Here is a 20845-nt window from a genome sequence, read left to right on the forward strand (position 1 = left end):
CGGGCCCCGGCGACACCCAGGACCCGGCCGGGCGGGCAGGTCAGCGGGCTTGCGGCGCCACGGCTGCGGGCTCCGTGGCCACCCCGGCCTGCATCAGCCGGCGCACCAGCCGGGTGGCGGGCCGCTCGACGAAGCGGTGCACCAGCCAGGCTGCCACCAGCATCCCGACCGTGAGCGCCGCAAGCAGCGAGAAGGCGCCCACCTTGGCGTGGAACATCTGGATCAGCCTGACCCCGATGCACTGGTGGACGAGATAGAGCGGATAGGAGAGCGCGCCGGCGATCGGCAGCCAGCGCCACTGGATCCGGTCCAGCTTCCCCAGGGCGATGAGCAGCATCAGCACGTACATCATGGTCATCACGACCACCGAAATGCCGACCGTGCCGTGATTGGTGACGATGTCGTTCATCCGGCGCTGCATCAGCAGCCAGGAGAGCGCGAGAAGGCCGATCAGCTCGCCGTTCAGCCGGCCCTGCTGGCGGACCAGGTAGAAAGCGGTGCCGGCAATGAAGAACGGCGCCCACAGCGGGACGGTCAGCAATTCGAGCAGGGGAATTCCGGCCGAAGGCGCGAGCACCGAGGTGATCGCCCAGATCCAGCAGAAGCTGGCGACGCGGCGGTAGTTGGTGCCCATCCACACCACCAGCGAGAAGATGATGTAGAAGCGCAGCTCGATCCAGAGGGTCCAGTAGACGACGTCCACGCTGGCCGTGCCCAGCGGCTCCTGCAGCATGGTCAGGTTGGTCAGCATCTGGGTGAGCGTGATGTGCGGCTCCCCCGGCTGGTGCGGGGTGTAGCGCAGGAACACCGTGGAGAGCACCACCGCGAACCAGTAGAGGGGGAAGAGGCGCAGGATCCGCCCCTTCCAGAAGTCCTGGAGGGACCTCCCCCAGCTGGACATGCAGATGACGAAGCCACTGATCATGTAGAAGACCATGACCCCGAGCCAGCCGTATTCGGCGACCCGGTGCAGCCGGTGCAGCCGGCTCGCCGAATCCCCCCACAGGCTGTTGCCCGATCCACCCAGGTAGTGGAAATAGAGCACCGCGAGGGCGGCGGCGAGTCTCAGTCCGTCCAGCACGTAGATTCTCGAGGACTTCGCGGCGGCCTTCGCCGGGCGAAGCGGATTCCCGCCTTCCGGGGAACCGGGGGCGGGAATGAGACCCGTCGCGGATTCCGCCGAATTCGACGGCTCCCGCTCCAGGAGGGAAGAACTGTCTGGCATGGTGAATCCTCGGCGCACTCTGTCCCGGGCTGCCCCCGGCACGGCGGGGAAGGTCTGTGCGCACTTTAGCCGGTCGGCCGAGCGGTGCCGGCATCGGCCCGGAGCCCCGGAGATCGGCCTTGACCGGCAGCCGATCGGGGTGGAAATTCCGCAAAGATACGCTATGACCGTTTTGGTGACTGATGAGTGAAAGGTCATGGCGGATCGTCGGCGAATCGACGGTTCGGGGCGCTCCGGGCCCGGATTGGACGCGGCCGCCGGGCGGTGGATGCGGCTAGCGGGCGGGCGTTTCGGTGGCGGCGGTCGGGTGGGTCTCGCGGAGCAGCAGGCCGGCGGCGAGCAGTAGGGCGGCGACTGTCGCGGCGTGGATGCCGTAGGCGACGGCGGCACTGCCGCCGTGGCTGAGCACGATGACGGCGTCGGTCGCCGGGGTGAGGGCGGCGGCGAGCAGGGTCCAGCCGAGGGCGCGGCGCAGGCCGAGTGCGAGCGGGATGAGGACGACCAGGCCGGAGACGATGTCGCGGATGCCCTTGACGTCGAGGTAGCCGAGGGCGTCGCCGGTCGGCGGGGTGACGCCGAAGCCGGCGGCGCCGGCCTCCGGGGCGATCAGGAAGCGAAGGCCGACGGCGATGATCCCCAGGCCGCCGAGCAGCGTGATGCCGGTGGCCAGGCCGGAGGCGAAACGGTTCTTGCGCATGGCGGGGTCCCTCCCTCGTCGGCGCCGCCGATCTAGCGGCGCTAGGTTCAATAGCAACGCTAGCACTGTCGCCGCTCGGATATCTAGCACTGCTAGGATCGGGCTCATGCCGACACAGCCGACACAGCAGCGCCGCGAGCGCGAGCGCGCCGACCGCCAGTCGTTGATCGTCCGGGTGGCCAGGGAACTCGCCGAGGCCGAGGGCTGGGAGGCCGTCACCACCCGCCGCCTCGCGGAGCGGATCGAGTACAGCCAGCCCGTGCTCTACAGCCACTTCGCCAACCGGACCGCCATCGTGACGGCCGTGGCCCTGGAGGGCTTCGGGGAGCTGACCGCCACCCTGGCCGTCGCCCGCCGCAGCAGCACCGACCCCGCCACCGCCCTCGCCGCCGTGGCCCACGCCTACGTCGACTTCGCCACGGCCGGCCCCGCCCTCTACGAGGCGATGTTCACCCTGGCCACCGACCTCCCGTTCGGCCCGGAGAGCGCCCCCGCCCCGCTCCAGGCCGCCTTCGCGGAACTGGGCAACGTGCTCGGCCCGCTGGCCGCCGGCCGCGACCTGGTGCTCTTCGTCGAGGTCGGCTGGGCCGCCCTGCACGGCCTGGTCACCCTCGCCCGCGGTGGCCGCCTCGACCTGGCGCAGCAGGCCCGACGGGTCGACCTGCTGGTGGGTCAACTGCTCGCCCTGCCCGCACTCCCCCGCCCCTGACGAGCCCTGACGAGCCCCGACGGGCCCGACGAGCCCGACGAGCCCCGGGCGCAGCTTTCCCGGACGGCCGGGGCAGAAGCGCCCGGCACAGTAGGCTGACCGCAGACGAGCCGAGCCCGCATCGGAGGTAGGTCATGACCTCGGAGATGGTCGCTCCCGCCTGGATGCACGCGCAGGTCAGCGCCGAGCAGTACGACATGAGCCCCGGCACGTCGAAGCGCCACAACCGCCTCGCCAGGGTGCTGGCGAACGCGTTGGACGCCGCGGCGGGCCCGGACCGGAACGCCGACACCGACTTCGACCTCCGGCTGCACGACGTCCCGCTCACCAACCGGCTCCCGGACGTGGTGGTGTACCGCGCCGACACCATCGACGTCACGCCCACCCGCCCGGAACACGCGCTGCTGGTCGTCGAGGTGGTCTCGCCGGGTTCGGAGACCACCGACCGGGTCGTCAAGACGGATCAGTACGCCAAAGCGGGCATCCCGTTCTACTGGCGGGTCGAGCAGGCCGCGACGGCCTTCACCGAGCCGGTGTACACCTACCTGCTCGATCCGGCGAGCAGGTGCTACCGGGAGGGCGAGGTGTTCACCGGCTCGGTGAAGGCCGTGGTGCCGCTCGCCGTGGAGTGCGAGCTGAGCGTGCTCTGACCCCGGGGGGGGTCGACCGGGCCGGTGTCCGCGGCGGCGGTACTCCCTTCGGGTAACACCCCCGATCGGGGGTGTCGGGACGCTCGGCACGGCGGGCAGAGTGGGCCCATGCAGACTCCACTGTCCGTGCTGGACTTCCTCCACCGGGCCGAGCTGGTCTACGGCGACCGGGTCGGGATCATCGACGAGCCGGCCCAGCCGGCGGCCTCCTGGGGCGAGCTGACCTACCGCCGGCTGGGCGAGCTCGCCCGCGCGCAGGCCGCCGCTCTGGACCGCCTCGGGGTGGGGCCGGGCGAGCGGGTGGCGATCGTCTCGCACAACTCCGCCCGCCTGATGGCCTCGCTGTTCGGGGTGAGCGGCAGCGGCCGGGTGCTGGTGCCGATCAACTTCCGGCTGCGGGCCGAGGAGGTCGCGTACATCGTCGAGCAGAGCGGCGCCTCGGTGCTGCTGGTCGATCCGGAGCTGGACCAGGCGCTGGCCGGGGTCGCGGTCAAGCACCGGTTCGTGCTGGGTGCGCAGAGCGACGCGCTGCTGTACGACTTCGACCGGGAGCCGGTGCCGTACGAGGTGCCCGAGTCGGCGACCGCCACGATCAACTACACCAGTGGAACGACCGCGCGCCCCAAGGGCGTTCAGCTGACGCACCGCAACATCTGGCTGAACGCGGTGCTGATGGGCCTGCACTTCGGTGCGAGCGACCGCGACGTCTACCTGCACACGCTGCCGATGTTCCACGCCAACGGCTGGGGCCTGCCGTTCGCGCTGACCGGCCTCGGCGCGCAGCACGTGGTGCTGCGCAAGGTCGACGGCGCGGAGATCCTGCGGCGGGTGGAGCGGCACGGGGTGACCTTCCTGTCCGGGGCGCCGGCCGTGGCGGCGATGGTGCTGGACGCGGCGGCCGAGTGGGACGGGCCGGTGCCGGGCCGGGACCGGGTGCGGATGATCGTGGCCGGGGCTCCCCCGCCGACCTCGATGGTGCAGCGCATCGAGAGCGAGCTGGGCTGGGAGTTCATGCAGATCTACGGGCTGACCGAGACCTCGCCGCTGGTGACGGCCAACCGGACCAGGGCCGAGTGGGACGCGCTGCCGGCGGCGGAGCGGGCCGAGCGGCTGGTGCAGGCGGGCGCGCCCGCGCTGGGCAGCCAGGTGCGGGTGGACGGGCAGGGCGAGGTGCTGGTCCGCTCCAACGTGGTGCTGGAGGGCTACTGGCAGCAGCCGGAGGCGACCGCCGAGGCGGTCCGGGACGGCTGGTTCCACACCGGGGACGGCGGCACGCTGACCGACGGGTACCTCTCGATCTCGGACCGGAAGAAGGACGTGATCATCTCCGGCGGCGAGAACGTCTCCTCGATCGAGGTGGAGGACTGCCTGTACGACCACCCGGCGGTGGCCGAGGTGGCCGTGATCGGGGTGCCGGACGAGCGCTGGGGCGAGACCGTGAAGGCGCTGGTGGTGCTGCGGGAGGGCGCCGCGGCCACCGAGGCCGGGCTGATCGCGCACTGCAAGCAGCGGCTGGCCGGCTACAAGTCGCCGACCTCGGTGGAGCTCCGGGACACCCTGCCGCGCACCGCGACCGGCAAGCTGCAGAAGTTCCGGCTGCGCGAGCCCTACTGGGAGGGGCGCACCCGTCAGGTCAACTGACCGGGCCGGCCGATCAGCCCGAAGTCGCGGGCGAACAGCGCGAGTTCGACCCGGTTGCGGACGCCGATCTTGTGCATGGCGCTCTTCAGGTAGCCGGTGACGGTGTGGCAGCTGAGGCCGAGCCGGTCGGCGATCTCCGGATTGCTCCGGCCGGTCGCCGCCCAGCGGATCACCTCCCGCTCGCGCGGGGTCAGCCCGGCCGGCGGCGGCCGGTCCGGCAGCGGCCGGTCCGGCTCCTCGCACCAGGCCGCGGCCCCGGCCAGCGCCCGGGTAGCGGCGGCGGCGAGCCGGGCCACCGAGTCGATCCGGACGTCGCCGAAGGACACCACCGCCCGCAGCGAGGCGTACACCACCCCGTGCACCGCACCACCCTGCACCAGCGGGACGGTGAGCATCGCGTACAGGTCCTCGGCGTGCACCGCGTCGTCGTACTGGTGCGAGATGGTGGTCGCGGCGCGGTAGTCGGGCACCCAGGTGGGGGCCCGCTCGGCCAGGGCCCGGCCGCCGAGGCCGGTGCCGATCGGGACCTCCAGATCGTGCAGCAGGTCGGCGCGGGTGCCCGCCCAGTGCCGCAGCACCATCCGGCCGGGCCGGTCCGCCCGGTCCGGTACGCCGACCAGGCCGACGTCCGCGCCGCACTCGGCCACCACCCGGCCGGCCAGGTCGCCGAGGACGGCCTGCCGGACCAGCTCGGCGGCCCGGGCGTCGAGCCCGGCGGCCCGGGTAGGGATGTCCTCCGTCGCCCCGATCACCGGGCGATTGTCACACGGGCCGCGGGAGTTGGGGAGTCCTGCTGCCCTTCCGTCCATCGAGGAGTACACACCATGGCAGACCTGAAGCCGCTGCTGGACGACCTGCGGGCGGAGAGCGCCGAGCTGGACGCGCTGGTCGCCGGTCTCGACCGGGCCGCGCTGGCCGCCGACACCCCGGCGGCCGGCTGGACCATCGCCCACCAGCTCGCCCACCTCGCCTGGACGGACCGCTGGTCGCTGCTGGCGGCCACCGACCCGGACGGGTTCGCGGCCGCGGTGCGGCGGGAGTTCGAGGCCGGGTTCGACGCGGTCGAGCGCGGCGCCGCCGAGGGGGTCGGCGAGGCGCCGGCCGAGCTGCTGGGCCGCTGGCGGGAGGGGCGGGAGCAGCTCGCGACGGCGCTGGCGGCCGTCCCCGCGGACGTCAAGCTGCCCTGGTTCGGGCCGCCGATGAAGCCCGCCTCGATGGCGACGGCCCGGCTGATGGAGACCTGGGCGCACGGCCAGGACGTCGCGGACGCGCTCGGCGCGGTCCGGGCGCCGAGCGGCCGGCTGCGGCACGTGGCCCATCTCGGGGTGCGCACCATCGGTTTCGCGCTCACCCTGCACGGCCTGCCGGCGGATCGCCCGTTCCGGGTCGAACTGGTGGCGCCGGACGGCGGGTCGTGGACCTGGGGCGACCCCGGGGCGGCCGACCGGGTGAGCGGCCCGGCGCTCGACTTCTGCCTGCTGGTCACCCAGCGCCGTCACCGCGACGACCTGGCGCTGACCGCCACCGGCCCGACCGCGCGGGCCTGGCTCCCGATCGCGCAGACCTTCGCCGGCCCGCCGGGAGAGGGCCGTGCGCCCACGGTCTGACGGACCGTCCGCCGCCCGGGGTCGCGGGTTCGCCAGGCCCGCCCCGACTGCTCTACGCTCCGTCTCCGACTGGTCACTCGGCGGCGGCTTCGGGCGTCCGCCCGCGCGGAGGATGGGGCGGATGTCCGGGGTCGACGTGGTGCGGGAGTCGGCGCGAGCCGGCCGGGTGGTGCTGTTCGAGGAGTCGCCGCGCGACGGCGCGCAGGCCAAGACCCTGATGAGCGCGGAGTTCCGGGTGCGGCTGGCCCGGGAGCAGGGCGCGGTGTTCGGCCCGGACGGGCCCCGGCACGTGGTGTTCGCGGCCGGCTTCCCGTCGATGTGCGCGCAGGAGTACGAGGCGACCCGGCGGGTCGCGCTGGAGGCCGACGGGTGGGTGAGCCCGGCGGCGATCTGCCGGGGCACCGAGCAGGACGTCCGGCTGGCGCTGGGGGCGGTCCGGGGCGCGGCGCACGCCCGGGTGATGGTGATCGTGGCCGCCTCCGAGGCGACCGCCCGGGCGCTGGTGCACCGCGGCGCGCGCGAGGCCCTGGCCGACGGGCTCGACCTGGTCAAGTCGGCCGTGGGCCGGGCCGACGGGGTGGCCGTGGACGTCTGCCTGGTCGACGCGCCGCGGGCGGACCCCGGCCTGGTGGCCGAGTACGCGGGGGCGATGACCGCCGAGGGCGCCGGGACGGTGGTGCTGGCCGACACCGTCGGGGACCTGCTGCCCGGCCAGGCCCGCGCGCTGTTCGCCCGGGTGGCGGCCGGGGCCGGTCCGGACGCGGTGCTGGTCTCCCACCTGCACAACGACCTCGGCCTGGGGCTCGCCAACACCCTGGCCGCGCTGGAGAGCGGGGTGCGGGTCGCGGCCTGCTCCTGGCTGGGGATGGCCGAGCGCAGCGGGATGGTGGCGACCGAGCAGCTGCTCTTCCTGCTCGCCCACGACCCCGCCAAGGCCGAGCTGGTCCTCGGCCCCGGCTGCCGGCCCTGGTGGAGCGAGCCCGACCTCACCCGGCTGCCGGGCATCGCCCGGATGGTCTCGGCGGAGACCGGGGTGCCCCTCACGGTCACCACCCCGATCGTGGGCACCGGCGTGGGGACCATCTCCACCGGGACGCCCTTCACCCACCCCGGGACGTTCCAGCCGTACGACCCGGAGCGCCTGCTGGGCATCCGGGCGACGGTGGTGCTCACCCAGCTCGCCAGCGGCCGGGTGGTCCGCGCGGTGGCCGAACGCCTCGGGCACCGGCTCGACCGGGACGCGACGGCGGCCGCCCTGGCCTGGGTCAAGGACCGCGCCTACCGGGACAACCGGGCGCTGGTGCCCGACGCCGACTTCGCCGCCTACCTGGACGGCCTGGCCGCCGCCCGCCGACCTGCCGGAGCGAACCCCGATGCCCGAGCCTGACCTGCCCCGGTCCGATCTGCCCGGCACCGTCGAGGTCCGTCGCGCCCTGGCCGCCGGCCGCGCCGCCGTGCTGCCCAACCCCAGCCCGCTGACCTACGTCGTGGCCGCCACCACCCCGTACGCCGTGAACACCGCCAAGGGCCGGCCGGCCGGGCAGGAGGTCGCCGCCTGGGTGCACGCCGCGGCCGCCTGGGAGGGCCTCGCACCGGCCCTGGACCTGACACCCGCGGCGATCCGGTCGGCCACCGTGCTGCTGCGGCGCGAGCTGGTCACCCTGCTCGTCCCGCTGCGGGAGGGCGCCGCGGCGCCGGACTGGATCGCGCCGGCCGTCCGCGACGGCCACGCCCTGCTGTTCGGCGCCCGCTGGGCACCGCTGGCCGGGCTGCTCGCGGCCCACCCCCGGCTGTACGTCAGCAGCGCCAACCGCACCGGCCGGCCGCCGGCCGCCACCGCCGCCGGGGCCGCGGCGATGTTCGGGGAGCGCGCCCCGGTGCTCGACGGCGACGCGCTGCGCGAGCACGGCCGCCCCCATGCCGCCACCACCATGCTGCGGATCGCCGCCGACGGGCGTCCGGCGCTGGTGCGCCGGGGCGCGCAGGACGCGGCGCACGGCCCGGACCCGGCCCACTACCTGCGGTGGCTGGGCACCCCGAGTGCGGCCGCCGCGGCCCCGCCCGGCCCGGCCGGCCCGCGGCGGGGTGTGCCAGAGTGACCCGATGAAGACGATCGGGCTGCTCGGCGGCATGAGCTGGGAATCGACGGCGGAGTACTACCGCCTGCTGAACACGCTGACCCGGGAGCGCCTGGGCGGGCTGCACTCGGCGAAGTGCGTGCTGTACTCGGTCGACTTCGCGGAGATCGAGCGGTTGCAGGTGGCCGGGCGCTGGGCGGAGGCGGGCGAGGTGCTCGCCGCGGCCGCCAGGTCGCTGGAGGCGGCCGGCGCCGACCTGCTGCTGATCTGCACCAACACCATGCACAAGGTGGCCGACCAGGTCGCGGCCGCGGTCGACGTCCCCCTGCTGCACCTCGCGGACACCACCGCCGAGGCGGTGCTGGCGGCCGGGCTGCGGAAGGTCGGGCTGCTGGGCACGGCGTTCACCATGGAGCAGGACTTCTACCGGGACCGGCTGGCCGGCCACGGCCTCGAGGTGCTGGTCCCGGACGCGGCGGGCCGGGCCGAGGTGCACCGGGTGATCTACCAGGAGCTCTGCCTGGGCACCGTCCGGGAGGAGTCCCGGACCGCCTACCGGCAGGTGATCGCCGACCTGGTGGCGGCCGGTGCCCAGGGCATCGTGCTGGGCTGCACCGAGATCGAGCTGCTGATCGGCCCCGAGCACAGCCCCGTCCCGGTGTTCGCCACCACCAGCCTGCACGCGCGGGCCGCCGTGGAGCGGGCGCTCAAGGACTGACCGCGACGGGCTTGCCCAGCCGCTCGGTGAGCTCCTCCACCAAGGCCTGGACCAGGGCGGGCCGGGCGCCGGGCCGGGTGGCGCAGTACCAGGTGCGGGACATCGCCTCCGCCCCGATCCGGACCAGGGCCAGGCCGTGCGAGGCGACGTACGGCGCGGCGACCCAGCCGGGCAGGACGCTCGCGCCCTGGCCGCCTGCCACCATCTCGATCACCAGGTCGGTGATCACCGGCATGGTGGTGATCCGGCCCGGCCGGGCGCCGTGCGGGATCGGGAGCGGGGTGGCGGGGATCCGGCTCTGGTCGTAGAGGTCGTAGAGCACCAGGTGGGCGTCGTCGAAGTCGCGCGCGGTGAGGTACGGCAGGGCCGCCCAGGGGTGGGCGGCGGGGACCACGGCGACCATCTCGTCCTCGAACAGCCGGAGCAGGTCGACCCGGTCCATCTGCGGGTCCGGCTTGGTGATCAGCGCGACGTCCAGCCGGTCCTCCAGCAGGGCGGTGATCAGGGCGTCGCCGGGGAGCGACTCGATCCGCACCTCGCTGTCCGGGCAGCGCTCCCGGAAGCCGCGGATCACCGGGGGCAGCCACTGGAAGGTGGTGCTGCACTGGACGGCGAGCCGCACCCGGCGGCTGCGGCCGTCCCGCATCTCCCGCAGGTCCCGGGTGGCCGCGTCGAGCTCGGCGAAGACCTGACGGGCGGCCAGCAGCATCCGCCGGCCCGCCGCGTTGGGCACCAGGCGGCGCCCCTGGCGGTCGAAGAGCTGGACGCCGAGCCGGTCCTCCATCCTGGTCAGCCGCTGGCTGAGGGCGGGCTGGCTGACGTAGAGGACCTCGGCGGCGGCGGTGAGCGAGCCGGCGTCGGACACCGTGTCGAGCAGTTCCAGGTCGCGCAGATCGACATCCATAACGCCAGGTTATCTGATGCTCCAAAACATGTCGTGGAGTTATGTTCGGCGCGAACCTACGGTTTGAGACATCACACCGCGCACCGCGCACCGAATCGACGGAGGTTCCACCATGTCCGCAGCCGCACCCGCATCCCTCACCGCCATCGTCACCGGCTCGTCCAGCGGCATCGGCCTCGACGTCGCCCGCGGCTTCCTGGCCCGGGGCGCCAACGTGGTGCTCAACGGCCGCGACCCCGAGCGGCTCGCCAAGGCCGCGGCCCTGCTCGGGCAGCCGGACCGGGTCGCCGAGGTGGTCGGCGGCATCGGCTCCGCGGCGACCGGCGAGGCCCTGGTCCGCACCGCCGTGGAGCGCTTCGGCCGGGTCGACGTCCTGGTCAACAACGCCGGCACGTTCGCCGCCAAGCCCTTCACCGAGGTCACCGAGGAGGAGCTGGACGGCTTCCTGACCGGCAATCTCAAGGGCACCTACCTGACCACCCAGGCCGTGGTGCGGCAGTTGCGCCGCCAGGGCGGCGGCGGCAGCGTGGTGAACATCGGCACCGTCCTGGTGGAGCACGCGGTCGGCGGCTTCCCCGCCTCCGCCCCGCTGGTCAGCAAGGGCGGCGTGCACGCCCTGACGGTCAGTCTCGCCGCCGAGCTGGCGGCCGACCGGATCCGGGTCAACCTGGTGGCCCCGGGGATCATCCGGACCCCGCTGCACGAGGGCTCCGAGGTGGACGCCTACGGCGGCCTCGCCCTGCTCGACCGGGTCGGCGAGGTCTCCGAGATCACCGACGCGGTGCTGTACCTGGCGGGCGCGGCCTTCACCACCGGCCATGTGCTGCGGGTCGATGGCGGCTACGTCACCGGGCGGGCCTGAGGGCCCGCGCTCGCGCCCGGCGCGGGCCGGGGGTCCACGCGCCGCCCCGGCCCGGCCGCACGCCGGGCGCGGGGCCGCGGGACTGGTCCACCGGAGTGGTGGGCGGGCCATCGGTGTGTGACACGGCGTGCGGCGGTGAGAAACCCGGGGACCGACCGTACCAAGGAAGGACCGCCCATGATCGTCTCGATCTCCGCCGTCGTCTTCTTCGGTGTCCTGCTCGTCTTCCTCCTCCGTGCCCAGCGCTCCACCGTCTCCACCGCGCTGGTCGCCGCGGCGTTCGGCTTCCTGCTCGCCTCCACCGGAGTGGCCCCGACCGTCAACGGCATGCTGGTCAGCCTCGCCCAGGCGGCCCACTGGAACGCCCGCTGAGCGCCGGGAGCTCCCAGCCGGGGAGCCGCAGCGCGCGCAACTCGAAGGGACCGCCCCGGGCGAGCGGCTGCCAGCCCTCGGCCAGGGCGAGTTCGACCACCGTCCGCACCTCGCGCGGCGTCGGGTACGAGCCGTCGGTGGCCGCTCCCCAGGGGAGCGGAGGTGACGGCACGGAGACCAGGGTGACGGCCAGCAGGCTGCCCTGCCTGCCGCTGCGCACCCGCAGGTGCACGCAGCGCCGCACGCCGGCCGCGTCACGCAGGTGGCCGATCCGGCCCGTCCAGTGGAACTCGTGCCCGTCGAAGGCCAGCCTGCGCAGTCTGCGCACCGTTCTCCCCTTCCGGTCGGCGACCCGCCCGACCCTACCCACCGCCGCGGGGCGGCTCGTCGCTCACACCCCGATCCGCAGCGGGGCGAGCCGGGTGGCGACCAGGTTGGTGGCGCCGTGGTCGCGTTCGACCTGGCCGTGCACCAGCAGGCCGGCCCGGTCGAGGGCGGTGCGGCGGTGGGACTCCCAGACCGGGCGGCTGCAGATCACGTTGATCAGGCCGGTCTCGTCCTCCAGGCTGAGGAAGAGCACCCCGCCCGCCGTCGGCGGCCGCTGGCGGTGGGTCACCAGTCCGCCGACCATCACCTGGGTGCGCGGGGCGGCCCGGTGCAGCTCGGCGGCGGTGAGCGCGCCGGCCCGGCGCAGGACCTCGCGCAGGTGCTGCATCGGGTGGCTGGTGGCGGAGGAGCCGGTGGCCCACAGGTCGGCGATGGTCTCCTCGGTGGGGGTCATCACGGGCAGCGGGGGTGCGGTGGTGCCGGGCGCCGTGCCGGGGATGGTGCCGGGGTCGCCGGTGGCGTACACCCCGGCGAGCCACAGCGCCTGGCGCCGGCTCAGGCCGAAGCAGCCGAAGGCCCCGGCGGTGGCCAGCGCCTCCAGCAGCGGCGCGGACAGCGCGGTGCGCCGGGCGAAGTCCTCCAGGTCGGCGTACGGCCGGCCGGCGGCGACCGCCTCGGCCTGCGGCAGGCCGAGGCCCCGTACGGTGGCCAGGCCCAGGCGGATCGCCGGCTGCGGCTTGCCCGCGGTGAGCGGCGGTGGGGCGGACGGCTCCGCCTCGGGTTCCAGCGTCGGCCCGGCGGCGCTGGCGTTGACGTCGACCCCGCGCACCCGCACCCCGTGCCGGCGGACGTCGGCGATCAGGCTGAGCGGCGAGTAGAAGCCCATCGGCTGGTTGGCCAGCAGCGCGCAGGTGAAGGCGGCCGGGAAGTGGTACTTGAGCCAGGCGCTGATGTAGACCAGGTAGGCGAAGCTGATCGCGTGCGACTCCGGGAAGCCGTAGTTGGAGAAGGCCTCGATCTTGGTGTAGACCTCCTCGGCCACCTCGGCCGGGATCCCGCGCTCGGCCATCCCCGCCAGCAGCCGGGTGCGCAGCTCGGCGACCCGCTGGTGGGAGCGCTTGGCGCCCATCGCCTGGCGCAACCGGTCGGCCTCGGCGGGGCTGAACCCGGCGCAGTCGATGGCGAGTTGCATCATCTGCTCCTGGAACAGCGGCACCCCCAGGGTCTTGCCGAGGGACTTCTCCATCAGCGGGTGCGGGCAGTCGGGGGCCTCGACCCCGTCCCGGCGGCGCAGGTAGGGGTGGACCGAGCCGCCCTGGATCGGCCCGGGGCGGATCAGGGCGACCTCGACCACCAGGTCGTAGAACGTGCGCGGGCGCAGCCGGGGCAGGGTGGCCATCTGGGCGCGGGACTCGACCTGGAACAGGCCGACGGTGTCGGCGCGGCAGAGCATCTCGTACACCTGCGGGTCGTCGTCGGGGATGCCGGCCAGGTCGTAGCGGTCGCCGTGGTGCTCGGCGATCAGGTCGCAGGTGTCGTGCAGGGCGGAGAGCATGCCGAGGCCGAGCAGGTCGATCTTGACCAGCCCGGCGCCGGCGGTGGACTCCTTGTCCCACTGGAGCACCGAGCGGCCGGGCATCCGGGCCCACTCGACCGGGCAGACCTCGCCGATCGGGTCCCTGGTGAGCACCATGCCGCCGGAGTGGATGCCCAGGTGCCTGGGCAGGCCGTGCAGTTGCCGGCCGAGTTCGAGCACGTCGGCGGGGATGACGGCGTCCGGGCCCGGGGTGGAGTGGAAGTCGACCTGCCGGGTGAAGGCCTCGACCTGGCCCATCGGGTAGCCGAGCACCCGGGCGGCGTCGCGCAGGGCGAGCCGGGGGCGGTAGGTGATCACATTGGCGACCTGGGCGGCGTGCTCGCGCCCGTAGCGGCGGTAGACGTACTGGATGACCTCCTCGCGGCGGCGGTTCTCGATGTCCAGGTCGATGTCGGGCGGGCCGTCGCGTTCGATGCTGAGGAAGCGTTCGAAGAGCAGGCCGTAGTGGACCGGGTCGACGGAGGTGATCCCGAGGGCGTAGCAGACCGCGGAGTTGGCGGCCGAGCCGCGGCCCTGGCACCAGATGTCCTGCTGCCGGCAGAACTCGACGATGTCGTGGACGATCAGGAAGTACCCGGCCAGGTCGAGCCGTTCGATGACGTCGAGCTCGCGGGCCAGCTGGTCGAGGGCGGGGCGGTTGCCGGCGCCGAAGCGGACCGGGCCGGTCGCGACCACCAGGGCGCGCAGGTGGCCCGCCTCGCTCTCGCCGGCCGGGACGGGGAAGCCGGGAAGTTCGGGTGCCAGGCCGCCGAAGTCGAAGGCGCAGGCCCGGCCGAGGTCGACGGTGGCCTCCCGGACACCCGGGAAGCGGGCCAGCCGGGCGGCCATCTCCCGGCCGGAGCGCAGGTGGGCGGTGCCGGCGGCGAAGGTGTGGCCGGCGGCGTCCTGGAGGGTGCGGCGGTCGTGCAGGGCGGCCAGGCTCTGGGCCAGCCGGGCCTGGGCGGGGCCGGCGTGGTGGACGTTGTTGGAGGCGACGGCGGGAAGTGCGGCCCGGGCGGCGAGGGCGGCCAGCTGGTCGTTGCGCAGGTCGTCACCGGGCAGCCGCTGGTCGGTCAGCTCGACGAAGACGTTGTCCGGGCCGAACGTCTCGGCCAGCAGCCGCAGTTCGCGCTCGGCGGCGGCCGCACCCCGGCCGGCGAGCGCGGCCCGGACCCGGCCCTTGCGACAGCCGGTGAGGATCGCCCAGTGGCCGCCGTGGGCGGCGGCGAGCTCGGCGAACTCGTACGCCGGGCGGTTCTTGGCGCCGCCCCTGAGCTGGGCGGTGCTGATCGCGGCGGAGAGCCGGCGGTACCCCTCGGGGCTGCGGGCGAGGACCAGCAGGTGGTCGTCCGGGCCCAGCGAGAGCTCCGCGCCGAAGACCGTGGCCAGGCCGTGCTCCTTGGCGGCGGCGGCGAGCCGGACCACTCCGTGCAGGCCGTCGTGGTCGGTCAGGCCGAGGGTCTCGATGCCGAGCCGGGCGGCCTCCTCGGCCAGCGCCTCGGGGTCGCTGGCACCGTCCAGGAAGCTGAAGGCGGAATGGGTGTGCAGCTCGGCCCAGGGGACGGCGCCCCGGGGCGGCTCGGGCGGGCGGGGCGGCGGCCCGGGGCGGCGCAGCGGTAGGACCTTGCCGCCGGCCGATCCGGTCATCCGGCGCTGCAGTTCGCTCCAGGGGAGCGAGGAGTGGCTGGTGAAGCCCATCGCGGGTGGTGCTCCGTCGGTTGGGGGTGGTGCGGTTCTGCTCGGGCCCCCCGGCAGTGGTCCGGGTGTCAGTCGTAGGCGCCCTCCAGGTACCAGTGGCCGTCCTCCACGGTGAGCAGCAGGGCCCGGCCGTCCGCGACGGCGACCTGGAAGCGGGCCCGGCGGCGGGCCCTGGCCTGGTCCCACCAGTACTCGACGGCGGGCCAGGGGCCGGTCCAGGCGGTCACCGCGAGCGGGCGGCCGGCCAGGTCGAGCCGGGCGGGCGGGGCGGAGACCTCGGCCCGGCCGCTGACCGTGACCGGCGCCCCGGCCGCGTCCAGCACCTCGACGGGTACGGGCGCGCGCGGCACCACGGTGGGTGAGGGGTCGGTCAGCCGGCCGGGCCAGGGGGGCGGGTCGGCGGTGGTGGCCGGCGCCTCGCCCCAGGGGGTACGGGCGACCTGGTCGGCCGGCCCCCGGCCGCCGGCCGGATCGACCCGGCGCAGCCCGGCGTACCCGAGCAGGGACTGCACCCGGGCCACCGCCCGCTCCACCCGGTCCTCGGCGACGGCCTGGCCCCAGAGCGCCAGCTGCCGCCCGCGGTCGGGCACCAGCTCGTCGGGGACCAGCCGCAGGGCCGTGAACCCGGCCGTCGCGGCGTCGCCGCCGAAGGTGCCGGCGGCCTGCCAGGCGTTCAGCTGCCAGCGGACCCGCTCGGCGAGGGCGGCGGCGGACAGCCTGCCCTCGTGCCGCCAGAGCCGGGCGGCGGCGGCGCCGTCGGCGCAGCTCACCTCGACCGAGACCCGCCGGCAGGTCAGACCGGCCGAGGCGAGCCCGGTGTGCAGCTGCTCGGCGAGCGTGCGGGCGACGAAGATCAGCGGCTCGGCCAGCCGCTCCGGCGGGTCGAACAGTTGCTCGGCGGTGAGGTCGAGCCCCTCGGGGCGGGGGGCCAGTGGGCGGTCCTCCAGGCCCCTGGCCAGCCGGTGGGCGGCCGTCCCGGTCGGGCCGAAGCGGTCGGCCACGGCGCCGCCGGCCAGGGCGGCGAAGGCGCCGACGGTCTCGATCCCGAGCCTGATCAGCAGCTCGGCCAGGGCCGCGTCGCCGAGCGCGGCCACGGGATAGGGGGCCAGGAACTCGGCGGTACGGCCGGCCGGGACGAGCACTCCGGCCCGGGCGGCGAGCACGGTGGCGAACAGGCCGTCGGCGACGCCGACGTGGCTGGGGGGCGGCGGGGCGGGCTCGGGGCCGGAGCCTGGCCCGGACGCGGCCCCGGAGCCGGACGTGGGCTCGGACGCACGCTCGGCCCCGGGCGCGGACCCGGACTCGAATCCGGACGTGGACCCAGAGGCGGACCCAGGCCTGGGTCCGGGCTCGGGCCTGGACTCGGACTCGGACTCGGACTCGGACCCGAGCCTGGACCCAGACGCAGACCCGGACCTGGAGCCGGACTTGGGCTCGGAGCCGGAGCCGGGCTCGGGCCCTTGGCCGGGCTCGGGCCGTGCCTCGGGTGACGGCTCCGGTGCCCGGGCCGGCTCCTCCCAGCCGCGGGCCAGGGTGGCCGCGACCGCCGCGTGCACCTGGGCCGCCAGCGCCTCCTCCCCACCGAAGTAGCGACCCGGCCCCTTGACCGGGATCGCGCACAGGCCCGGCCGCAGCACCTCCACCCGGGGGGTGAAGGCCGCCACCGCGGCGATCACCGGCTCGAAGCGGCGGGCCTCGGCCTCCGCGTCCCGGTCCCGCAGCCGCAGGCCGGGGCAGAGTCGCTGGGCGAGCCTGAGCCGCTGCCCGCGCCGGACCCCGGCGGTGCGGGCGGCGTCCGAGCAGGCCAGCACCCGGCCGGCCTCGACCACGGCCACCGGGCCGCCGTCCGGCTCCGGGGCGGTGGCGGTCACCGGCCAGTCCGGGCACCACACCACCAGCACCCTGGGTGCGCTCAGCTCCGGCATCGGGGCCATCTCACACCGCCGCCAGGCTGCCGCGCACCGGGCCGGCGACAGCCGCTTCCGCCGCCTCGACCGGCCGGGCCGCGCCGTGCTCGTCCGGCAGCCAGAGCCTGGCCGTACGGGTGCGGTTCGCCGCGCCGCGCCCCTGGGCCGCCACCTCGACCTGGCGGCCGCGCAGCTGCCCGTACCCCTCCCCCAGGCCGAACCAGCGGCCCGAGCGCACGCTCAGCCGCAGCCCGGCGCCGGGCCAGGCGCCGGCCACCAGCAGGGCGCAGCCGCCCCGCCGCAGGACGGCGGTGAGCCGGGTGGCCAGCTGCGGGGCGACCGGGCCGCCGGGGCGCAGCAGGATCAGGCCGACGGCGCCGGCCAGCGCGGAGACCACCTCCGGCCAGTGCGGGCCGGGGTCGTCGACGAGCAGCAGCCGGCCGAGGTCGAGGCCGTAGCCGGCGGCTGCCACCAGTCCGAGGTCGGGCAGCCCGACCGCGGCCGCCCAGGCACCGTCCGAGGCCGCGCCGGCGGCCAGGGCCAGCAGCAGGCCGGTGTCGCCCTCCACCGAGACCGCCGCGCCGCGCCGCAGCCCGCCGCCGGGCAGCAGTGGGGCCAGGGCCGGCAGGGCGGGCAGCAGCTCTCCGCCACCCGGCGGGCTTTCGAACCCGGGCGGGCTCGGCGAGGTCGAATCGAACATCTGCACGTATTAAGGATCGAACAAATATTCGTAGATGTACAAGTCCGTAAATCTGATCGAGCTACAGATTCACCCCACCCGAACGCACCGCGTGACATTCACCCGCCACCCCGGGGCACCCCGCCCCACCAGCGCGGACGGCCGGGGCAGGCGCTCTCCCCGGCCGTCCGCGCGGCATTCCCGATCCGACGCCGCGTCATCTCCCCTGGCGCGCGGCACGGAACGGGAACCGGGGCCGGATCCGGCCCCGGGCGCCGATCACGGGGCGGCCTCCTCGGACGGCTTCGCGGCCGTGTACAGCCAGGCCTGGAACAGCGGGCCCAGGTCCCGGTGCGAGATCTCCTCGGCCAGCCGGAGCAGGTCGCAGGTCTGCGCGTTGCCGTAGCGGTGCCGCTCGCCCCACTCCCGCAGCAGGTGGAAGAAGTCCTGGTCACCGATGGTGCGGCGGAGCGCCTGGAGCGTCATCGCACCCCGGACGTAGACCAGGTCGTAGTCGAAGATGTGGTCGCGGCCCGGGTCGCCGGTCTCCCGCTGCCAGAACGGGTCCGCCGCGGGGGTCGCGTAGTGGCCGTCGAAGGTCTGCTGCGCGGTCGGCCCGCCGTGCTCCTCCTGCCAGAGCCACTCCACGTAGGTGGCGAACCCCTCGTTGAGCCAGATGTCCTGCCACGACCTCGGGGTCACGCTGTCGCCGAACCACTGGTGGGCGGTCTCGTGGACGATGGTGCCCTCGTCCGGCGGCGAGTCGTACACCGGGCGGCTCTGCGTCTCCAGCGAGTAGCCGGCCTCGGTGGGGTCGATGATCCCGCCCATCGAGTCGAACGGGTACCTGCCGAACCTCGCCGCGCCCCACTCCACGGCCTGCCCGGTGGTGCGGTGCAGGAAGCCGTCGTCCCCGTCGATCGCCGGGTCGTAGGCCGTGACGTTCGGGATCCCGCCCACCAGGGAGCGGTTCACCTCGAAGTTCCCGATCGCCACCATGGCGAGGTAGGCGGCCATCGGCCTCGCCATCGCCCAGGTGACGGTGGTCCGCCCGGCGGCGACCAGCGGCGGGCCCTGCCGCTCCCCGTTGGCCAGGGCCGTGACCCCGGTCGGGGTGGTGAGGTGGAAGGTGTAGGTCGCCTTGTCGCTCAGGTCGTCGTTGACCGGGTACCAACTCCTGGCGCCGTCCGGCTCGTTGAGGGCGACCGCGCCGTCGTCGGTGTTGATCCAGCCGTACAGTCCGAGCGCCGGGTCGTCGATCGCCTCCGGCCGCCCCCGGTACCGGACCTCCACGGTGAACCCCTGCCCCGGGGCGACCGCCTCGGCCGGGACGACGGTCAGCTTCCGGTCGTCCCTGCGGTAGGTCGCCGCCCGCCCGTCGACGACGATCCGCTCGATCGGCGGCCCGGAGTAGTCCAGCGCGAAGCGGGCCAGGCGCCGCTCCGCCTTCGCGCTGATGGTCGCCGCGGCCGTCAGCTCGTGGGTCTGCGGGGTGAAGTCGAGGTCGAGGTCGTAGTGCCCGACGTCGTACCCCTGGTTGCCCGACAGCGGAAAGTAGGGATCTGCGGCGGCGGCCGCCGGTCCGCCGCCCCGCAGGGGGGCGGCCGTGACCGGGGCAGCGGTGAGCAGGGCCGTCGCGCACGCGACACCCAACGCCGCGGCGACACATCCTCGTGGTCTCGTCATACCGCGCATGATCGGGTGCCGGCGCCACGGCGGCGGGCGGCAACACACCGGACCGGGGGCGGGAACCCACCGGATGGGTCACCGGCCGGCAAGCGGTTTCGGTCGCGGCCTGCGGGCGCTGTCGGTGGCGGGTGGCAGGCTGGCGGGATGACCGAGATCCCCCCGCAGCACTACGCCCAGGGCTGGGCCGACGCCGACGACCGCCGGATGCCACCGCTGGTGGGCGACGAGCGCGAGATCCTGACCTCGTTCCTGGAGTTCCACCGCGAGACCTTCGCGCTCAAGTGCGCCGGACTACCGGCCGAGCGGCTGTCCGAGCGGGGGCTGCCGCCCTCGGGGCTGAGCCTGCACGGGCTGCTGCGGCACCTGACCGGGGTGGAGCGGTGGTGGTTCCGGCAGCAGTTCGCGGGTGAGGACGTGCCGATGCTGTACTACTCCGACGAGGACCCGGACCAGGACTTCGATCGGCTGGACGGCAGCACCGAGCAGGCCTTCGCGCTCTGGCGGGCGGAGTGCGCGCGCTCCCGGGAGATCGTCGCCACCGCCGCCTCGCTGGACGAGACCGGGGTGCACCGGGCGAGCGGCGGGCCGGTCGCGCTGCGCCGCATCCTGGTGCACATGATCGCCGAGTACGCCCGGCACAACGGCCACGCCGACTTGCTGCGCGAGCGGATCGACGGCGCGACCGGCTACTGACCCGGTCACCGACCGGGGCACCCCTCGCCCCCGGCGGTCGGCTACCGGCCGGAGGCGTCCAGCAGGCCGGAGTCGGCGTAGCTGCGGGCCAGCCGGGTGAAGCCGGCCACCAGGAGGTCGTGCACCGCGGCGGCGGTCTCGTCGAGCGGGGAGCCGGCCGCCAGGTGCGTGCGCATCGCCTCGAAGGCGACCACCCCGACGGAGCCGGCGAACCCGGCGAACAGGGCGAGTTCGGCCCGGGTCACCGGGTCGGCCCCGCGCGGGCCGGCCCGCTCCACCAGCAGGTTCAGCAGCATCTCCCGGCGGGCGTCGACCGCCGCGGTGTGGCAGCGGTGCAGCGCCGGGCTGGCGAGCAGGATCCGGGCGAAGGTCCGGGAGGCGTCCTCCGCCTCGGGGTCGAGCACCTGCGCCACCTTGGCCGCGTAGTTGGCACGCAGCCCCTCGATCAGCTCCTCGGCGGTGCGGGCCGGGGCCACCGCCCCCGGGAGGGAGTCGTCGAACTCCTGCCGCCGGCTGAAGAAGATGTCCTCCTTGGACCCGTAGTGCGTGAAGACGGTGGCCGGGGCCACGTCCGCCTCGGCGGCGATCTGGCCCAGCGTGACGCCGTCGAACCCGCGCTCGGCGAACAGCCGGAAGGCCGCGTCGGCGATCGACCGGCGGGTCCGCTCACGTTTGCGCCCACGGAGCCCGGCGGCGGGCGCCGGTGCGGCGGAGGTCGTGGTCATGGACTCAGGATAGTCCACCGCCGGAGAAAAATAGAGATGCTACATTTTTGGAGACTCTCCAGAAACTCTTGCGTCCCTCTTGCGTCCC

General features: G+C 74.8%; 20 protein-coding genes. 10 read left to right on the forward strand and 10 right to left on the reverse strand.

Annotated features, from left to right (window positions below; all coding sequences use genetic code 11):
• Window positions 1-40: 40 nt before the first annotated feature.
• The gene (locus AB0K43_RS08850; protein ID WP_363637329.1) at window positions 41-1225 is read right to left on the reverse strand and encodes an acyltransferase; all 1185 of its coding nucleotides are present in this window, start codon (window positions 1223-1225) and stop codon (window positions 41-43) included.
• 274 nt (window positions 1226-1499) lie between these two features.
• On the reverse strand, window positions 1500-1922 hold the full coding sequence (locus tag AB0K43_RS08855; protein WP_363637331.1) for a DUF4267 domain-containing protein: 423 nt from the start codon (window positions 1920-1922) through the stop codon (window positions 1500-1502).
• Window positions 1923-2028: 106 nt separating this feature from the next.
• Here AB0K43_RS08855 and AB0K43_RS08860 point away from each other — a divergent pair, with 106 nt between their 5' ends.
• From AB0K43_RS08860 to AB0K43_RS08870, 3 genes are all read left to right on the forward strand, one after another.
• Window positions 2029-2631 (forward strand): TetR/AcrR family transcriptional regulator, encoded by a 603-nt coding sequence (locus AB0K43_RS08860; RefSeq protein ID WP_363637333.1) that lies wholly within the window; start codon window positions 2029-2031, stop codon window positions 2629-2631.
• Window positions 2632-2765: 134 nt separating this feature from the next.
• Window positions 2766-3281, forward strand: coding sequence for a Uma2 family endonuclease (locus AB0K43_RS08865; protein ID WP_363637335.1), 516 nt, complete (start codon window positions 2766-2768; stop codon window positions 3279-3281).
• 108 nt (window positions 3282-3389) lie between these two features.
• Window positions 3390-4922 (forward strand): AMP-binding protein, encoded by a 1533-nt coding sequence (locus AB0K43_RS08870; protein WP_363637337.1) that lies wholly within the window; start codon window positions 3390-3392, stop codon window positions 4920-4922.
• Here the strand turns inward: AB0K43_RS08870 and AB0K43_RS08875 are convergent.
• Window positions 4910-5674, reverse strand: a complete 765-nt coding sequence (locus tag AB0K43_RS08875; RefSeq protein WP_363637339.1) for a LuxR C-terminal-related transcriptional regulator — start codon at window positions 5672-5674, stop codon at window positions 4910-4912. The genes AB0K43_RS08870 and AB0K43_RS08875 overlap by 13 nt on opposite strands.
• Before the next feature lie 72 nt (window positions 5675-5746).
• On the opposite strand from AB0K43_RS08875, the gene AB0K43_RS08880 reads away from it, so the two are divergent.
• The 4 genes from AB0K43_RS08880 (at window position 5747) to AB0K43_RS08895 (ending at window position 9325) form a co-directional block, all read left to right on the forward strand.
• Complete coding sequence (locus AB0K43_RS08880; RefSeq protein WP_363637341.1) at window positions 5747-6529, forward strand: TIGR03084 family metal-binding protein; 783 nt, start codon at window positions 5747-5749, stop codon at window positions 6527-6529.
• A 121-nt stretch (window positions 6530-6650) separates the two neighbouring features.
• Window positions 6651-7916: a 2-isopropylmalate synthase gene (locus tag AB0K43_RS08885; RefSeq protein ID WP_363637343.1), complete on the forward strand. Its 1266-nt coding sequence runs from the start codon at window positions 6651-6653 to the stop codon at window positions 7914-7916.
• Entirely contained in the window at window positions 7903-8628 is a 726-nt protein-coding gene (locus tag AB0K43_RS08890) for a hypothetical protein (RefSeq protein WP_363637345.1), read from the forward strand. Before AB0K43_RS08885 ends, AB0K43_RS08890 begins: the two co-directional genes overlap by 14 nt.
• 4 nt (window positions 8629-8632) lie before the next feature.
• On the forward strand, window positions 8633-9325 hold the full coding sequence (locus tag AB0K43_RS08895; protein WP_363637347.1) for an aspartate/glutamate racemase family protein: 693 nt from the start codon (window positions 8633-8635) through the stop codon (window positions 9323-9325).
• On the opposite strand, the gene AB0K43_RS08900 is transcribed toward AB0K43_RS08895, so the two are convergent.
• Window positions 9315-10229 carry a LysR family transcriptional regulator gene (locus AB0K43_RS08900; RefSeq protein ID WP_363637349.1) on the reverse strand — a complete coding sequence of 305 codons (915 nt, stop codon included), beginning with the start codon at window positions 10227-10229 and terminating at the stop codon, window positions 9315-9317. The two genes, AB0K43_RS08895 and AB0K43_RS08900, sit on opposite strands and share 11 nt — an antisense overlap.
• A gap of 112 nt (window positions 10230-10341) precedes the next feature.
• Here AB0K43_RS08900 and AB0K43_RS08905 point away from each other — a divergent pair, with 112 nt between their 5' ends.
• Both AB0K43_RS08905 and AB0K43_RS08910 read left to right on the forward strand, forming a co-directional pair.
• Window positions 10342-11091: an SDR family oxidoreductase gene (locus AB0K43_RS08905; protein WP_363637351.1), complete on the forward strand. Its 750-nt coding sequence runs from the start codon at window positions 10342-10344 to the stop codon at window positions 11089-11091.
• A 177-nt stretch (window positions 11092-11268) separates the two neighbouring features.
• Window positions 11269-11463, forward strand: a complete 195-nt coding sequence (locus tag AB0K43_RS08910; protein ID WP_350639024.1) for a hypothetical protein — start codon at window positions 11269-11271, stop codon at window positions 11461-11463.
• On the opposite strand, the gene AB0K43_RS08915 is transcribed toward AB0K43_RS08910, so the two are convergent.
• From AB0K43_RS08915 to AB0K43_RS08935, 5 genes are all read right to left on the reverse strand, one after another.
• Window positions 11426-11791 (reverse strand): hypothetical protein, encoded by a 366-nt coding sequence (locus AB0K43_RS08915; protein WP_363637353.1) that lies wholly within the window; start codon window positions 11789-11791, stop codon window positions 11426-11428. The genes AB0K43_RS08910 and AB0K43_RS08915 overlap by 38 nt on opposite strands.
• A gap of 63 nt (window positions 11792-11854) precedes the next feature.
• A complete protein-coding gene (locus AB0K43_RS08920; protein WP_363637355.1) occupies window positions 11855-15064 on the reverse strand; it encodes an error-prone DNA polymerase in 3210 nt (1069 codons plus the stop codon).
• Window positions 15065-15132: 68 nt separating this feature from the next.
• Window positions 15133-16989 (reverse strand): hypothetical protein, encoded by a 1857-nt coding sequence (locus AB0K43_RS08925; RefSeq protein ID WP_363637357.1) that lies wholly within the window; start codon window positions 16987-16989, stop codon window positions 15133-15135.
• A gap of 10 nt (window positions 16990-16999) precedes the next feature.
• Entirely contained in the window at window positions 17000-17671 is a 672-nt protein-coding gene (locus tag AB0K43_RS08930; RefSeq protein WP_363637359.1) for a hypothetical protein, read from the reverse strand.
• A 258-nt stretch (window positions 17672-17929) separates the two neighbouring features.
• Window positions 17930-19336, reverse strand: coding sequence for a M1 family metallopeptidase (locus AB0K43_RS08935; RefSeq protein ID WP_363637361.1), 1407 nt, complete (start codon window positions 19334-19336; stop codon window positions 17930-17932).
• A 147-nt stretch (window positions 19337-19483) separates the two neighbouring features.
• Here AB0K43_RS08935 and AB0K43_RS08940 point away from each other — a divergent pair, with 147 nt between their 5' ends.
• The gene (locus AB0K43_RS08940) at window positions 19484-20032 is read left to right on the forward strand and encodes a DinB family protein (protein ID WP_363637363.1); all 549 of its coding nucleotides are present in this window, start codon (window positions 19484-19486) and stop codon (window positions 20030-20032) included.
• 41 nt (window positions 20033-20073) lie between these two features.
• Here AB0K43_RS08940 and AB0K43_RS08945 read toward each other — a convergent pair whose 3' ends face one another.
• Window positions 20074-20757, reverse strand: a complete 684-nt coding sequence (locus AB0K43_RS08945; RefSeq protein ID WP_363637366.1) for a helix-turn-helix domain-containing protein — start codon at window positions 20755-20757, stop codon at window positions 20074-20076.
• Window positions 20758-20845 lie beyond the last annotated feature (88 nt).

Source organism: Kitasatospora sp. NPDC049258 (assembly GCF_040678895.1).
Taxonomy (GTDB): Bacteria; Actinomycetota; Actinomycetes; order Streptomycetales; family Streptomycetaceae; genus Kitasatospora.